Source organism: Flavonifractor sp. An9 (assembly GCF_002161245.1).
GTDB lineage: Bacteria > Bacillota > Clostridia > Oscillospirales > Oscillospiraceae > Flavonifractor > Flavonifractor avicola.
In genome coordinates this window covers 86,877-102,527 of sequence record NZ_NFHC01000006.1, presented here as the reverse complement: position 1 = coordinate 102,527, position 15,651 = coordinate 86,877, and the positions used below count along the sequence as shown (strand labels likewise).

The window sequence follows — 15,651 nt, the reverse complement described above, 5'->3', positions numbered from 1 at the left end:
GTGCAAATTTGGACGAGCATCGGCAGTAGCAAGTCCTACCAAGACGAAGAGGATGAAGAGGATGAGGAGGCAGATTGCCTTGAATATATTGACAATACTGATAAGATAATATATCTTTACTACCAAGACGATAAATGCGTCGGAAAAGTTAAACTGCGAAAAAATTGGAACCGGTACGCTTATATAGAAGATATCGCCGTATGTAAGGATTTCAGGGGGCAAGGCATAGGCAGCGCGCTTATCAATATATCTATAGAATGGGCAAAGCATAAAAACTTGCATGGACTAATGCTTGAAACCCAGGACAATAACCTTATAGCTTGTAAATTCTATCATAATTGTGGTTTCAAAATCGGCTCCGTCGATACTATGTTATACGCCAACTTTGAAAACAACTTTGAAAAAGCTGTTTTCTGGTATTTAAGGTTTTAGAATGCAAGGAACAGTGAATTGGAGTTCGTCTTGTTATAATTAGCTTCTTGGGGTATCTTTAAATACTGTAGAAAAGAGGAAGGAAATAATAAATGGCTAAAATGAGAATATCACCGGAATTGAAAAAACTGATCGAAAAATACCGCTGCGTAAAAGATACGGAAGGAATGTCTCCTGCTAAGGTATATAAGCTGGTGGGAGAAAATGAAAACCTATATTTAAAAATGACGGACAGCCGGTATAAAGGGACCACCTATGATGTGGAACGGGAAAAGGACATGATGCTATGGCTGGAAGGAAAGCTGCCTGTTCCAAAGGTCCTGCACTTTGAACGGCATGATGGCTGGAGCAATCTGCTCATGAGTGAGGCCGATGGCGTCCTTTGCTCGGAAGAGTATGAAGATGAACAAAGCCCTGAAAAGATTATCGAGCTGTATGCGGAGTGCATCAGGCTCTTTCACTCCATCGACATATCGGATTGTCCCTATACGAATAGCTTAGACAGCCGCTTAGCCGAATTGGATTACTTACTGAATAACGATCTGGCCGATGTGGATTGCGAAAACTGGGAAGAAGACACTCCATTTAAAGATCCGCGCGAGCTGTATGATTTTTTAAAGACGGAAAAGCCCGAAGAGGAACTTGTCTTTTCCCACGGCGACCTGGGAGACAGCAACATCTTTGTGAAAGATGGCAAAGTAAGTGGCTTTATTGATCTTGGGAGAAGCGGCAGGGCGGACAAGTGGTATGACATTGCCTTCTGCGTCCGGTCGATCAGGGAGGATATCGGGGAAGAACAGTATGTCGAGCTATTTTTTGACTTACTGGGGATCAAGCCTGATTGGGAGAAAATAAAATATTATATTTTACTGGATGAATTGTTTTAGTACCTAGATTTAGATGTCTAAAAAGCTTTAACTACAAGCTTTTTAGACATCTAACTATTTGATAACCTTCTGTTATCTGAAAAAGTTAATTTGGAATTGCAGGGAACAGAGAATGCAGAACATGGCTGTCTGTCATTGCGCTATGCTGTGAAAAATAAGGATTAGTGCAGCATACTTTAAAAAGTGTCTGTTGGGACAGTGTCCTAAAGGAAGCATAAGCTCATGGCTAGCGGCGGTGTTAAAGTAACGGCACTCGGCCCCAATATATAGTTGATATGCCCCTAAGCCTTTGAGGGCAAGGCGGTCAACCGCGCCTTTTCCGGTCCGCATACAGTCGTTCAATGAGGGTATCAAGCTCGGCAATGCGGCGGTGCTTCTCGGTGGTTCGTTTCTTCGCCGCCGTTTTCGGCTAATTCTAATTGATCCGAACTGTAAGGATAAGCAATTATCCGGGGCTAGTTAAGTATCTTAGAGAGGAAGATAAAGATACCTTATTGCCCTTGGAAGAGTTAGATAATTACCTAAAGGGCGATAAATTAATAAAGGTTCTAATTGATAAAGATTGTAGAATTAAAAGGGACATAGTTCCGACTGATATAGATTATCATGTAAGAAAGCCAAGCGCAAGGGAGTATGATGATTGCTGCAATGAATTTTGGAATGTAACACCTTATGTTATTAAAGGATTGTGCCGTAAGGAAATTTTATTTGCTATTGATCATTTTAATCAGATTGTTCGCCATGAGCTGCTGAGAATGATATCATGGAAGGTCGGCATCGAAACAGGCTTTAAATTAAGTGTAGGCAAGAACTATAAGTTTATTGAAAGGTATATATCCGAGGATTTGTGGGAGAAACTTTTGTCCACCTACCGGATGGATTCCTATGAAAACATATGGGAAGCATTATTTCTATGCCATCAATTGTTCAGGGCGGTATCCGGTGAGGTGGCGGAAAGGCTTCATTATGCCTATCCGGAGTATGATACCATGTTAGCACTTGTCCAAGGGCCACGGGGGTCATTGTCAGGATTCTTATATTGTTCTGTTTTTCTGTCGGTTCCACGGAATACCCGGTGTCCGAATTGCTTTGTATAACACACTACATACTCGTGGTCTATTGAAACACCGGTAATGTTTCGATTATCTTTTCATTTTTTCTTCCAGCTCCATATCCAGCCGCATGGCGTCAAAGAACTGGCTCTCCTGGTGCTTCATATATTCCTGCCGAAGCTGGTTGATTTTCTTCTGTGCAGCCAGACGTTTCAGCCGGTCGCCGGTGACGGCCTCCAGCTCCGCTTGCGCCTGCTGTACCTGGCTGTCCAGGGTGTTCAGTTCTCGGCTCAATGCCGCCTTATCAGCGGACACTTGCTGCTTCATCCGCTCCATTTCCTCGGCCTGGGCAGGCGAAAGGCGCTCCAGTTGCTCCGCCATCATCTTATCACTCGGCACCAGCCGATCCAGCGGGTGGGGGCGGCTGGTTCCTTTTAACCAGTGGGGGGATCTCCGCTCATCCTCCGTGCTGCTCTCCACCGGCAAGTCAAAGATGCTGCGGCAAGCTGCATCGTCCAGGGCCTTGCCGCTATCCGTCAAACCGCACAGTACGGCGTGTTCTGTGCGGCTGGAGCCTGAAACCAGGGTGACAGTATAAAGGGCTATCTGGCACGGCGCCTGCACCGTCGGGATGGTCAGCACTCCCTCGTTGGCACACTCCAGCTCGTGGAGAATCCCACGGCCTATGATACTGGACAGGGTAATCTGTCCGGCCTTGGGTTTGAAGTCTTTTGCCATGCCGTACATCTTCTGGCTGCGATAGGGCCGGTTCCGGCTCCCCGTCCAGTAGTAGAACAGCACCGGCAGTTCCCGGTACTCCGTGGCCGTGATCGTACGGTTGAATTCGTCAATCACAAAACGGCAATCATCGTTCTTTTCATTATAACGAGTAAAAAACCATTTGGTAATTTCCCAGAGGTCGTTGTTCAGCTCCTGTCCACGGCGATTCACATACTTGGGATTGATCTTCACCTTGTCGGCCAGTTCCTTGGTGAAGGTGGTAAACAGAATATCCTCCGCTGCGGAGACGGTCTGCCGGTTATCTTCCTCGTGGGTACTCAGGGTCTGGCGGTATGCCTGCTCAATCTGTGCCCTGGGCCGCAACCGCTGGGCAATGACCGGAAAGGCTGCTTTTACATCATCTGTAAAACCGCCCAGCACGTCATCGGTAATACCAAAGACACCGTCTGTCACCAACATCCGCTTGTTGACCAGCTCCAGCTTGCGAACATCGGCAAAGTTGTTCTTGTCGATGAAGGCCACTGACAGCACATCGTTTTCCTGACCCAGCCGGTGGCAGCGGTCGATACGCTGCTCCAGCTTTAAGGTGTTGTACGGCAGGTCGTAGTGGATGATGAAAGCAGCCTCCTCCAGATTGAAGCCCTTGGCACCGTTATCGGTGGAAATCAGCACCTCGCCATCCTCCTTGAACTGGCGGATCACGGAGTAATCGGCGCTGCCGTTGTAGGCCAGAGTGCGGTACCGGTCAGAAAGAAGATTCTGGAGCATCTTCTGGGTTTCCACGCTCTCGGTGAAGATAACCGCTTTCTGTTTGGCTCCCGTTTTCTTCATCAGGGAAAATCCCTGTTTGAGAACGGTCAGCAGCTCACCGGCCTTGGCATCCTGGGGAATGCTTTCGGCTGCGGTTTGAATCTCTTGCCATTGGCTTAGTTCGTCCGCTGCGTTTTCCAGCCCCTGGAGCCGCTTGACGATACCTTTGATGGTTTGCAAAATTGCCGCCGTAGAGGAACCCAACAGGCCCAGCAGCCGCAGAGCCAGGTCATATTGGTTCATTTCGGGAAAGGCTCGCTTTTCCGGCTGGTTGATGTAGGCGTACAGCAGCTCATAGAGCTGCCGCTCTGCCTTGCCGGGGGTGTACTCCACGGTCAGCAGCACACGTTCCGTCACCTTGGCGTAGTGCTTGGCCTGGGAACGGAGGGTACGGAAACAATAGCGGCTGACCTGTTCGCTGAGTTCCGGGTAGTTCTCTGGTCGGCGCAGATACCGGGCCAGAAACTCTTTTTCTCCCGGCAGCAGCGTTTCGTCGATGAACCAGATCAGACCGTATAAGTCCATGATGTTCTTTTCAATGGGAGTGCCGGTCAGCAGCAGCTTGAAGGAGTCTCCGGCGATCCGCTTGAGGGCCTTGGCCTGCTTGTTGTCCTCCCGGTAGACTGGAGAGAGGGCATTGGCTTCTTCAAATACCGTCAAGTCCCAGTTGACCACCTTTGCGGCCTCCTCGTTGTCGGCGGCAAAGTCATAGGTCGTGATGACAATGGCATCCTGGATAAAGGCATTAGGATGATCGGGAGCACTCAGGGCCTGCCATTCTTTGCGGCTGGTCAGCACCACATAGGGGACAGTATAGAATCGCTCCAGCATTTCCGTCCACTGGTGCAGCAAGTCGGCATTGGGAATGACCAGCAGAATCCGGCTGCATCCCTCCAGCCACTTTTGATTGATGACCAGCATGGCCTCGTGGCTCTTGCCCATACCAGCTTCATCACACAGGACAGCGCCCTTTTGATAGGGGGAGCGCAGGGCAAAGCTGGCCGCTGCAATCTGGAACGGATAGATTTCAATATCCGATGATGCAAAGACCGGGATGAACCGCTCATCCTCCGGTAGCTGCTCCAACAATCGAGCCTTGTAATAGGCATGAAACGGTGTTTGCAGCATGGCATTATCCCCTCCTTTGTCCCTGCATTCTTTTTGTCTATTATGTCAGATTTTAGGGGAAAAGGCAATGTATGAAACAGATAAACGGGAGCTGCCCAATAAGCAGCTCCCGTTTATCTGGGCAGTGCTATTCAGTGAAAAACTATGCGAAAAGAGGAGCTTTTAAGTTTCAAATTTCAGTATAGGAAATGCTATACTCAAAAAGACGCATTTGCGAATCCTGTTTGACTTTTCTTTTAAGTTCAGAAGTAGGACTGTTCAAACATATAAGGCCGTAAACGTGTTGTCCGGACTTTGCAATATCCGCTTCAACCCATTCGATATATGTTTTGGTTTGCGCATAAGCATCATCATAACCGGAATCTTTTTTTAGCTCAATCACATAAAGGTCGTTATTATTATCCGTTGCTAAAATATCAAGTCTACCTGTACGAAGAATAAATTGCCTGCCGTACACGCCCCTTTTTTGATAGACCTTTAGTGGAAGGCCAAAAACCGGAATGCCCTGTTCCATTCTCTGAATTAGTTCATCTTCAAGAAGTTTTTCACTGGTAAATTGATGCTTTTTTATTCCTATGTTGATCGTGGAAGTGTCTACTGTGCTATCTTGAGAATCTGTATCGACATCACACTTTTTTGTTGCCAGGGGACGTTCAATCCGAGCAATAAGTTGTTTTGACACTTTGTATCCGCTTTTCTGAACGAATTCTTTTGCCTTGTCTGGTTGAACTAATGCCAAATAAGTACGAACGAGATTGTTTGCTGCAAAGCGTATATCTCTTTTCTCAGATAAGCATTTACAAAATACATCTTCAGCATCATGGTATTTCTTCTGCTTAAACAGACAATAGCCCAGGTTATTCAAGGCGTTTTCTGCCCCTGGAAAAACTTCTAATGTTTTCCTGTAATATGCTTCTTCTAACTGATAGTTGCGCTTTTTCCCATAGCACCAAGCCATCCAAAAGTAAATGTTATCTGTATAGAATATTCCTACACGATCTTCTACGTCCTCATATTGTTCTAAATACGATAGAGCGTTGCTCCACATTTGCATATTGTAATAAGTGTATCCCAATAATTCTTTTGCCAAATATATATCGCTGTTAGTTTGCAACACTCGTAATAACGCATCTGCAATATCTTCATTTTTTGCCCCGTAATAAACGCTTTCCAATGCCTCACACATTTCTGGAATACCTATACATACGCCGGGTCTATCGAGCAGTTCTCGCAAATAACTCCACATTCCAGGAATGCCTTCTTTTAGCGGTAAGACCAGACAATAAATAAAGTCTGAGCATGACATTTCTTCATCTTCAGCCAAATAACGCTTTATCTTTGCAGGAACATACTGTGCGAGCCTTTCGTTAATTGCTCCAGATTTTCCGGTAAGTAAGTCAATTACTGCAAAATATATTTGCTTGATGGGATCACCATTCGATAATCTCATAACAGAATTTCGGTATTCGATAAAGCAGGGATCTTTCAGAACATCGTATTTCATTAGTTCTGAATATCTGAGATACCCCATTGTCAAGCTATCTAAAAGCAAGTCACAATATTTACTCTGCAAATCGTCATGTAATACAGGGGGGGCAGATATTATAACATTTCGGCATTTTTGAAAATTGGGTTCCTTAGAAAAATCAAGTTGGTCATATACCCGGAAAAGCTCGTTTTGATAATGAATAAGTTCCATAGAATCTGCCATATTTAAGTTCCTCCTGACAGCATTGTTGACTTTTATATTATAGCATATCATGTAGCTTTCAGGTGGGAAAATGTGAATATAGACCCCACGGAAATATAATTCCGTAGGGCCTAGTGAAGTAATACTTATTTTTTAAATGAAACATATCCAAAATGATATTGGGAATCTGAAATCGTTTGTTTCAAACTACGTCCCGTACTTGTTATTTTTAGCATTTCGGCGGTGATCTGCGTTTCAGGTTGAATGTGGGAGAGTTTTAACCAAATTCTTGCAAGTTCTCCGTGAAATTCATCAGGGTAGTTTGTACTATCTGGGCAGGACACAGGGGCCTTAGCTGAAAAAATCTCCTCAATATTTGCTGAAAAAGCAATGTCGTTGTCGTAATTTTCATTATTGATCGCAAAAAGAATTCGAACAGGTTTCCCGGATTTAATCTTATCGTTATACTGTTTTACTCGAGCATCACTCATCCCAAAAAAGAGAGATTGCGTAGAAAACCATGTATAACCTCGCTTCGCTTCATCTTGGATATACACCGCTATCGTTTCTTCACCATCTAGGAGATTTCCGCTAGATGAGGAGAGTCCCAATTTCATGAAGATAAAATCAGTATCGTTAATCTGGAGATCATCACGATCAGCAATCATAGTTTTCACCTCTTCTACATGAAGATATTTTTTCTTCAATTTTAGATAAAGATCCTCATCTTTTGCCAACATATACATTTCTAGGACATCGTTGAGAGCCGCAGTTTTAGTAATGCCCTTTTCTGCAACAAATTCACTAAAAATATCTTGGACGGTATCAGATACTGTGATTGTCATATAATTCTGTCTACCCATTAACATCCCCCTCATTTGTACCATATAGCCGATAGAGTATCTTATAAGGAGAATGTACCATATTCCCGGTAGAGTGTCAAGGGAGGAATTCGTACACTTATTGAAACAGGGGTCTTTATGTGATATATTGATTAAAAGGCAGGTGATTTACATGTCCGATACCGAAAAGAAAAGAGTGCGCCGGACAACCGAGGAGCGCATTGCTGAGGTCAATGCAAAAATCGAAGAACTCAACGGGCAAATCCAGAGTCTTGAGGAAAAAAAGCAAGAAGCTGTTACAGCCTACAATGATCGCATTGCCAAGGTGATGGACAGGATCAAGGGACTGGAAAAGCAGAAAGCGGCGATCCTGGCCCCTAAGCCCCCTCGCAAGCCGAGAAAGACCAAGAAGGAGAAAATCCAGGACTTAATGAAGCAGGCACAAAGGGCCGGTCTGAAGCCGGAGGAGATTGCTGAGCGCCTGGGACTTACCATCCAAGAGTAGTAAAAAATGGAGCCTGTTGCAGTTTGACCGCAACAGGCTCCATTTTACATTTTTATATTTTTATCAGCCGGACTTCCTTGCCGAGCGTATGTGCCTCACGCATGGTGAACAGTGTCCCTCCACGCTCCCGGCCATCATAGACAGCAATTACTCTATGGGCCTGCCCCGCCATATAACGGTTCCGCTGCATGAAGCAGGAAGGTATATAAGTCTGACATACCACCTTGATACCATCGCAGGCTCGTAGCAATTCATGGAATCTCGTGTCTCTGGTTTTCAGTCTGCCTGCATACGGGATTGCAGCTTCCAGGCTCAGCTCTGGATGGCGCTTCTTTTCTTCGGCTACAATCGCCGCAAATATTAAGTCAGTGCCATCGGCAAAGCCGGAAATAAAACGGGTATATCCATCGTCAATCGCCGTCTGGACTTCCCGCCGGAGTTCTTGCTCCACATAGGAAATACAAGCCGCAGAAATAATTCGGTGGCCCGTCACACAGCAAGTCTTTTCGGCCATAATATCCGCTCCTTTTTATTTTGATAACCGATTTTGGTTAATATGATTATACACCAGATTCGGTTAATATTCAAATAAGGAAGGAGGGCTTGTGCATTGTGATTTCCTATGATAGATTGTGGTTGACTATGAAGGAGCGTGGCGTCACGCAGTATTCGCTCATAAAAAACTTTGGCATAAGCCCAGCACAAATTACACGCTTAAAGCGGAATGAAAGTGTAAGTACACACACGATAGAAGTGTTTTGCAGAATTCTTGACTGCAATGTTGAGGATATTATGCAATATGTTAAGGAAAACGAACAAGAATAAAGCAGGGGCATTATGGCAGATCACCATAATGCCTCTGTTCGTTTATCCAATCAAAAGCCGCCGTGCCTGCTCGCCGCTCCTGCATCGGCGGTGCAGAAGATACCAGGCGGCTTCTTTCCACTCCCGCTCTGGATATGTGGAAAGGTCAACCGATTTCAAGTACGGAAAATGCAGCTGACTTTTCTGAAGGAACTTCAAATCAGAAATGTAGGTGCATTGCTTTTGTTTTGCCAGCAGCTCCAAAAGTTCCATTATTCACCTCCATAGTACGTTGGCCTGCCAATGGCAGTAAAACCTTCCTGGCCTGTAATGACAACATTGTTGTAGCCACTGGCACAGTGCAGGATCAGGATATTACCGCTCTCGTCCCAGCCGCACACAATTCCAACATGGGTATCCTCCGGGTAAAAGACCAGATCACCGATCTGCGCCTCGGCCCAGGTGATGCTGGTGCAGTAGCCATGCTGGGACATGGCTCCACCGCCGTGGCCGATGATGTACTCACCGCCTGTGGCATTGTAAAACACCCAGTCCACAAAGCCAGAACAATCCAGGCCGTAGGGTCGGTAGGTGCCGGTGGTGCTGCTGCCTGCCGCTGTGACCTCTGTGAGCCGTCCCCAGCGGCTGTCCCAGCCCAGGACAAGGCTTTTGCCACCCCAGAAGTAATTCACCTTACCTACCAAAGAACAGGCCGCACGGATGACTGCCTCACGCTCTGGAGACAAATCTTCCGGCAGGTTCAAAAGAACGTCCTTTGCATCGGCGGTCACATCCATCAGACTGCCGATCAAGTCCTCCAGCATTTCTCGCTCCTCCAGCAGTTCCTGAAGCATTTCGAGCTGCTGGTCTGTGAAGCCATATTCTGCCGCCATTTCCTCGGCGGTTTTGCCGGTGATGGTGATGTGCAGCACTCGCTCCGTGTACCCATCGTCAGCTCCTTCGCTGCTTTCCGGGTGTTCGGTTTCCTCTACCTCGTGGGAGATCGTGGTCATATCCCAAAAGACAGCTTCCAGGCGGTCAATACGGTTCTCATCCAGTGTGACCACATCCGTGGCATCTACCTCATTGCTGCCGGCAACCTTTACGGCAAAGACGGCAAGCACCTCTACCCAGTCCGCCCCGGCTCCTTCGATGACAACATCATCGTAAGTGTCGCCCGATTGCAGTTCCTCCAGGGTTGCGTTGTAAGCGTAGTTGACCTGGGCCACGGCAACAGACACCGGCACCCCCTCCTCGCTTCCACCACCCGCAAAGAAAATACCAAACGGGGATGCGGCAATGGCAGCGACGAGTATTAGACAAAGCATTACAATAAGAAGAACAATGCCGCCGCCAGCAGCTAGGATGCCTTGCACCGCTGCCGCCGCAGCTCGTCCAACGGCCATTGCAAACCGCATGGTAAGTTTTCCGGCCTTTTCCGCTGCCACCTTTGTCTGCTGGGCCGCTTTCCTGGCCATGGCCTTTTGCGCTTTCTGTCGGGCTTTCTTTTGGGCAAGGGCCTTGGCCCGTTGTGCCGGAGACACCTGCTTCTGGGCAACCTTACCGCCCTTGGCCATTGTTTTCCTCTTTTGAAGGACTGTCCCCGTTTTGGGCCGATTGCCGTCTGCTTTTACTGGGCGAATGGACTTGCTGCCGGTTTTCTTGCCCAGAACCCTGGAACTGCTTTCTTTGGCGGCTGGTAGATCGGGTACTGCTCCACCTCTGCGGCCCTGAGAAATCTGCGCTTCACCTCGCAAGGACTTTATCGTACCGCCTTTGCCGCCATCCACACCAGCAGAGGGCGCTTTGCCGTTCACACTGCCGTTTTGTTGGGCAGATTCTATCAAGTGCACCTGATCCCGTGTAAGGAACTTCTGCTGCTGCACCTGCTGTTCCTTCGTCTTTTTGGCATCCTGTATGGCCTTCTGCTTTCCTAACGCCTTTCCACGTTCCCCTGTATGTTGTGTTTCTGCATGGTTGTTTGCCCTATCGGTTGTGGAAAATCTGGTGGATTCTGTGGATGAATTTTGCCCATAGTATTGTGAGGGGGCTGCGGATTCACCCTGACTTTCGGGGATGACGGTATGCCCACTCCCACCGCCATCCACAGGCGATGCGTTGGATGAGTTGGGCGGGACAATTTGCTCAGCCGCTTCATTCGGTGCCGGTGCGCTGGATTCTGCCGGGGTAGTCTGCTCAGCAGGCGGGAACTGCGGTTCGTTTTGCGGCTGCGGCTCGTTTTGCGGTGGAGTATCTTTCTGTTCGGCTTTTTTGCGCTGCCGCTGCTTGATAAAATCTTGTTTGGCCTTCTGTTTGATGGCATCACCAGCAGTTCTCGCCACACGCTTGCCGCCGCCCTCTACTTTGTCAGTAGCATAACGCACCGGGTCTTTCTGGCCCGGTGCGTTGCGTTCTTTTTGCTCTTGGTATTTCTCCTTGATGACGGATGTGGCCTCCTTCGGAACAAAGCCGGAAGTTTTCACTTTCGGTTTTTCCAGGGAGCCTTTTTTCTTAATATCGGCCATGGCGTTATCCCTCGCCCGGACGGGTACTCATTAGACGGTACAGCTCCGTGTCCTTGGGAAAATCGTTGATGAAAGGAACGATGGCCCCGCCCACTTTAATCAACCCATGACCGGCAGGGGCATTGTTGACATGATCCATCTGCGTATCGGAAGTACCCAGCAGCTTTGCCAGCTCTATTCGGTCGGTCGCTGCCTGGTTGAACATCAGCAGAAACTCACTGTTTGCAAACATGAGCTTTGCCGTATCGGATCGCAGACATTCCTCCACATTCTGGGTGATTCCAGTCAACATAGCGCCATACTTCCTGAACCGTTTCCAACACTTATAGAGAAACTCGCCGCTGTACTGGTTGATATTGCTTTGCCCACTGCCGGAGCCGCTGGCAAAGAACAGATAGATTTCGTCAATGTAGACGTGGGTGTACCGGCCCCGCTGCCGATTGCGGATAACACGGTTGAAGATGGCATCCAGCATAACCAGCAGGCCGATGGGTTTCAAATTCTCGCCCAAGTCTTGAATATCGAAGCAGAGGAGCCGATTGTCCGAGTTGATGTTGGTCTGGTGGGAGAACACGTTGAGGGTGCCGGTAGTAAACAGCTCCAGCGCCAATGCGATGTCATGGGCTGCTGGCTCCTTCTGCATCATCAGGTCATGGTGCAAATCTTTCAGCGTAGGGGGCTGTCCCTTGAAGTCCTTGATGTATTCCCGGTAGATGTTGGCCGTACAGCGGTCAATAATGGACTTTTCCTTGGCTCCGATCTGCTGGTTACCCATGAGCTGCTCACACAGAGACATGATAAACTCGCTTTTCAGCACCAGCGGATTCTTACCGTCGCCATACTCTGCCGACAAATCCAGGGCATTGATGAAGCTGCACTGGTCACTGGAGGCCGAGATGGTAATAACCTCTCCGCCCAATGCACGGACAAGGGGGCCATACTCCCGTTCCGGGTCTACGACGATAATATCGTGGTCGGTTGCCAGGGCCAAAGAGGTCAACTCCTGCTTTGCTGCCATGGACTTACCAGAACCGGAAACACCGAGGATAAAGCCATTGCCATTGAGCAAATTCGCCCGATTACAGATGATGAGGTTATGAGACACAGCGTTGACGCCATAATAGACGCCGCCCTTGTCCTGAATCTCCTGGGCCTTGAACGGCATGAGAACTGCCGTGCTTTCAGTAGTCAGACTGCGCATAGCTTCCACACGCTGGAGGCCATAGGGCAGCACCGTGTTAAGGCCGTCCTCCTGCTGGTATTTGAGGGTGGAGATCTGGCACCCACGGCCCTGGCCGATGGAAACCAAGGTTTCCGTGTCCTGATCCAGCTGCTCCAGCGTGTCGGCAAGATGGGTGATGGTCACCTGCCCCAGCATCAGGCCCTGGTCACGGGTGGTCACATCGTCCATCAGCTCACGGGTCTGAAGGCGGCTCTGCTCCAGTTGGTACGGGATGGTGGCGTTAAAGTTGTTGAGGGAGTTCTGCCGCTGGGTAAACCGGCCCACATCCGATTCAATGGCCATGATGCGCCTCTGAATCTCCTTCACCACCTCGTCGGTGGGGATGGGCAGGAGATTGATGGAGATCATCATATTTCTGGGAAGATCACTCAGCTCCGTAATCATCTCATCCTTGATGAAGCTGGCATAATCCCGGAGGAACAGTACACGGCCCACCTGGTCGCCTACTTCATAGTGGTCTTTGTAGAAAGTCATACAGTCAGGTGCAATGGCATCCCGGAAGTCGTGGCCGCTGCGGACAATGCGGTTCAAATCGAACTGGAAGTCCGTATCATGGGGCCGGAAGAAGTCGTGGAACAGCCGCATACGCTCCACAATGTTGGTATCCCGAACGGTAACATCCATACGGGAGAGGTAAGTGCCGAGTTCTGTGCCCACACGGTTAAAAAAGGCACGGGCCTCCTCGATGTTCTTTCGCTCCACAGAAATGGTGATATACTTCTCCTGCGTGAGGTTATTGCTGTTTGCGGCATTGTTTGTCAGGTTGTCATTGTACTCTGCCCGAAGCCGGTTCCGGCCATCCTCCGCCATCTGCATCAGCAGATTGCGGCTAAACTCCCTCTGATTCATGGTACGGTTAAACAGGGTGATTTTTACTAAGGCCCGTACCGGCAGGGAGTTAAGAAAAGCACAATAACTGAGAAACAGTGCCTCTTTCTTTTCCGGCCCAGCAACGGCATAATTGACATCAAAAAAACGCCAGGTTTTGGAGTAAAAACCGGCGACTTCAAAAATGCCATCCTTATGCACTTTTTTGATGGGGATGGACTGCTGGACGCTGCGGGGAATAAAAAACTTCTCGTGGTTGGGGTTTTTCCCCTTAAAGGGTTTAATCATTTCTTCTTTCCCTCCTGTTTCATAGGTTTCGGGATATAGCTGTTTTCGGACTTCCAGACACGGTGATTGGACAGCAAAAAGCAGGATTTGAACCACACCCAGGCGAACTTTTCCAGCTTCATGCCGTTATACTGGAAAAAACCGGACACGGCAAAGGGAGCAGCGCCCAGAATACAAATCCAGCTCACCGATTCCCGGCCCATAAATCTGCTGAGCAAGGCATACAATCCAACCGCCGTGCCTACGGCCAATGCAGAGCAGACGAACTGCCGCATGGTCAAGCCAAAAAAAATGGTTTCCTGATAGGTCAGGATTTCTTTGTTGATCTTAATTTCCATGCGTCACACTCCAAACATTTCTTTTGCAATTCGGTCGGCAGCTTTTACCAAACCAACCAGCACCAAAAGATTAAAGATGGTTTCGCCCAGATAGCCCCAGACTTGCGTGATGACTGCTGCTTCGGCGTCGATCACAGGTGTACCGCTGGAGGCATAGGCGGTAAAGATGATGCAGGCCAGCACCACCACAGCCCCCTCCATGCAGACACCGATATAACTTTTGAGAAAGGACTTGCCGATAAAAGATGTGCTTTCTCCTGCAAAGGAGGATAGGGCTATGGGGGAAAGGGCCGCATACATATAGAGCTTAAAAAAGCGTCCATAAACTGTGAGAATCATAATAAAGGCCAGCACCGTTATAAAGAGACCGCCCAGCAGCGTGACAAGCCACAGCGGAATGCTCTCCAGGAAACCCAGGCTATTGATGGCATCTATCATTTCCGTTGGCATAGTAATGGATGCTCCATCGGCACCGCCGACGCTGCCTGCTGCGGTCGCCACAATACCGTTGCACACCGCAAAGATTTTCGTCAGAAAATCCATGCCGTAAGTAATGGCCACCTTTGCCAATACAAATTGGATCAGGTGGCGCACCACATATTCCGGTCGCTGAAAATCCCGGAAGCTGGCAGCACTCCGAAAGAGGCTAATGGCGAAAAATAGCACCAGCAAGCCATAGCCGATGGCCTGCATCCCGCCGTTGATGGTGACAATGGTACTCCAGATTGTGCCGCCTTTGAAGGTTTCCGGGGATTGTGTCAGCAAGCCCCATAGTTCCTCCATTTTGGTGTTCCATGTGGTAAAAGCGTTTTGAAGGTTGTCTACAACCCAGTTGTTGTCCAAATTGATTCACCTCCAGGTGAGTTTTAGGTGGGATCAGGTTATCCGCCGTCTTGATAAAATGGCGTAATTATGATAAAATATAGCCATATTAGAAAGGGGGCTTTTCTATGTTGGATATTCGTCCGGTTTCCGATCTACGCAACAAATTCAGCGAGATTGAGGAAACGGTCAAGGGTGGTCAGCCGGTTTATTTGACCAAAAATGGCTACGGCTCCATGGTGGTACTCAGTCTGGAACAGTATGCTGCTTTGACCGATGAAGTGGAGCTGCGCTTGGATGAAGCTGACCGGGCTGCGGCAGCAGATACCGTCCGCTATACAGAGGAAGAAGTGTTTGGCAGAGTGAGGAGTCGGCTGCATGAACGGAAAGCACTATAAGCTGCGATTCTTGCCGCTATTTGAAGAAGATTTGTCAGGCATTGTGGATTATATTGCCTATCGCCTGAAGAATCCCATAGCGGCTGACCAGTTGGTGGATGCCGTCCAGGAGGCCATTCGGGAGCGAACTACCTGTGCGGAAGCCTTTGAACCATACCACTCCGCCAAAGAACGCCAGTATCCGTACTATCGGATTTATGTGAAGAATTATGTGATTTTCTACGTTGTAATTGGCGATGTCATGGAAGTGCGCCGCATCCTCTACAATCGTCGGAATATCCCGGAGCATATCTAAAGGAGCAGCCGGTCTGTCGGATG

Annotated in this window: 14 protein-coding genes and 3 pseudogenes; 8 read left to right on the top strand and 9 right to left on the bottom strand. The window is 48.4% G+C overall.

Going from position 1 to position 15,651, the window contains the following annotated elements; all coding sequences use genetic code 11:
* Positions 1–30: 30 nt before the first annotated feature.
* The 4 genes and pseudogenes from B5G40_RS06255 to B5G40_RS06235 all read left to right on the top strand — a co-directional run.
* Positions 31–432 (top strand): annotated as a pseudogene (locus B5G40_RS06255) (GNAT family N-acetyltransferase); the annotation flags it as partial.
* Between the two features lie 92 nt (positions 433–524).
* Positions 525–1,319 (top strand): aminoglycoside O-phosphotransferase APH(3')-IIIa, encoded by a 795-nt coding sequence (gene aph(3')-IIIa, locus B5G40_RS06250; protein ID WP_001096887.1) that lies wholly within the window; start codon positions 525–527, stop codon positions 1,317–1,319.
* 54 nt (positions 1,320–1,373) lie between these two features.
* Positions 1,374–1,484, top strand: a pseudogene (locus B5G40_RS17310) (riboflavin biosynthesis protein RibD); the annotation flags it as partial.
* Positions 1,485–1,807: 323 nt separating this feature from the next.
* Positions 1,808–2,416, top strand: a pseudogene (locus B5G40_RS06235) (aminoglycoside 6-adenylyltransferase); the annotation flags it as partial.
* 45 nt (positions 2,417–2,461) lie between these two features.
* On the opposite strand, the gene B5G40_RS06230 reads toward B5G40_RS06235, so the two are convergent.
* From B5G40_RS06230 to B5G40_RS06220, 3 genes are all read right to left on the bottom strand, one after another.
* Complete coding sequence (locus B5G40_RS06230; protein WP_087399083.1) at positions 2,462–5,050, bottom strand: SNF2-related protein; 2,589 nt, start codon at positions 5,048–5,050, stop codon at positions 2,462–2,464.
* A 169-nt stretch (positions 5,051–5,219) separates the two neighbouring features.
* Entirely contained in the window at positions 5,220–6,761 is a 1,542-nt protein-coding gene (locus B5G40_RS06225; RefSeq protein ID WP_087399082.1) for an endonuclease NucS domain-containing protein, read from the bottom strand.
* Between the two features lie 125 nt (positions 6,762–6,886).
* A complete protein-coding gene (locus B5G40_RS06220; RefSeq protein ID WP_242959292.1) occupies positions 6,887–7,585 on the bottom strand; it encodes a hypothetical protein in 699 nt (232 codons plus the stop codon).
* A 169-nt stretch (positions 7,586–7,754) separates the two neighbouring features.
* Here B5G40_RS06220 and B5G40_RS06215 point away from each other — a divergent pair, with 169 nt between their 5' ends.
* Entirely contained in the window at positions 7,755–8,087 is a 333-nt protein-coding gene (locus B5G40_RS06215) for a hypothetical protein (RefSeq protein WP_087399097.1), read from the top strand.
* Between the two features lie 52 nt (positions 8,088–8,139).
* Here the strand turns inward: B5G40_RS06215 and B5G40_RS06210 are convergent, their stop codons facing one another.
* The gene (locus tag B5G40_RS06210; RefSeq protein WP_087399080.1) at positions 8,140–8,601 is read right to left on the bottom strand and encodes an SLOG family protein; all 462 of its coding nucleotides are present in this window, start codon (positions 8,599–8,601) and stop codon (positions 8,140–8,142) included.
* Positions 8,602–8,699: 98 nt separating this feature from the next.
* Between B5G40_RS06210 and B5G40_RS06205 the strand changes: the two genes are divergently transcribed.
* Entirely contained in the window at positions 8,700–8,912 is a 213-nt protein-coding gene (locus B5G40_RS06205) for a helix-turn-helix domain-containing protein (RefSeq protein WP_087399079.1), read from the top strand.
* Positions 8,913–8,954: 42 nt separating this feature from the next.
* Here the strand turns inward: B5G40_RS06205 and B5G40_RS06200 are convergent, their stop codons facing one another.
* From B5G40_RS06200 to B5G40_RS06180, 5 genes are read right to left on the bottom strand one after another with little or no spacing between them, the layout of a single operon-like run.
* The gene (locus B5G40_RS06200) at positions 8,955–9,164 is read right to left on the bottom strand and encodes a hypothetical protein (RefSeq protein ID WP_087399078.1); all 210 of its coding nucleotides are present in this window, start codon (positions 9,162–9,164) and stop codon (positions 8,955–8,957) included.
* Complete coding sequence (locus B5G40_RS17305; protein ID WP_242959290.1) at positions 9,164–11,416, bottom strand: NlpC/P60 family protein; 2,253 nt, start codon at positions 11,414–11,416, stop codon at positions 9,164–9,166. The genes B5G40_RS06200 and B5G40_RS17305 overlap by 1 nt, the downstream gene beginning before the upstream one ends.
* A gap of 4 nt (positions 11,417–11,420) precedes the next feature.
* Complete coding sequence (locus B5G40_RS06190) at positions 11,421–13,775, bottom strand: VirB4-like conjugal transfer ATPase, CD1110 family (RefSeq protein ID WP_087399077.1); 2,355 nt, start codon at positions 13,773–13,775, stop codon at positions 11,421–11,423.
* A complete protein-coding gene (locus tag B5G40_RS06185) occupies positions 13,772–14,113 on the bottom strand; it encodes a PrgI family protein (protein ID WP_087399076.1) in 342 nt (113 codons plus the stop codon). The genes B5G40_RS06190 and B5G40_RS06185 overlap by 4 nt, the downstream gene beginning before the upstream one ends.
* Positions 14,114–14,116: 3 nt before the next feature.
* Positions 14,117–14,956, bottom strand: coding sequence for a hypothetical protein (locus B5G40_RS06180; protein ID WP_087399075.1), 840 nt, complete (start codon positions 14,954–14,956; stop codon positions 14,117–14,119).
* A gap of 107 nt (positions 14,957–15,063) precedes the next feature.
* On the opposite strand from B5G40_RS06180, the gene B5G40_RS06175 reads away from it, so the two are divergent.
* The gene (locus B5G40_RS06175) at positions 15,064–15,333 is read left to right on the top strand and encodes a type II toxin-antitoxin system Phd/YefM family antitoxin (RefSeq protein WP_087399074.1); all 270 of its coding nucleotides are present in this window, start codon (positions 15,064–15,066) and stop codon (positions 15,331–15,333) included.
* Positions 15,314–15,628 carry a type II toxin-antitoxin system RelE/ParE family toxin gene (locus B5G40_RS06170; RefSeq protein ID WP_087399073.1) on the top strand — a complete coding sequence of 105 codons (315 nt, stop codon included), beginning with the start codon at positions 15,314–15,316 and terminating at the stop codon, positions 15,626–15,628. The genes B5G40_RS06175 and B5G40_RS06170 overlap by 20 nt, the downstream gene beginning before the upstream one ends.
* Positions 15,629–15,651 lie beyond the last annotated feature (23 nt).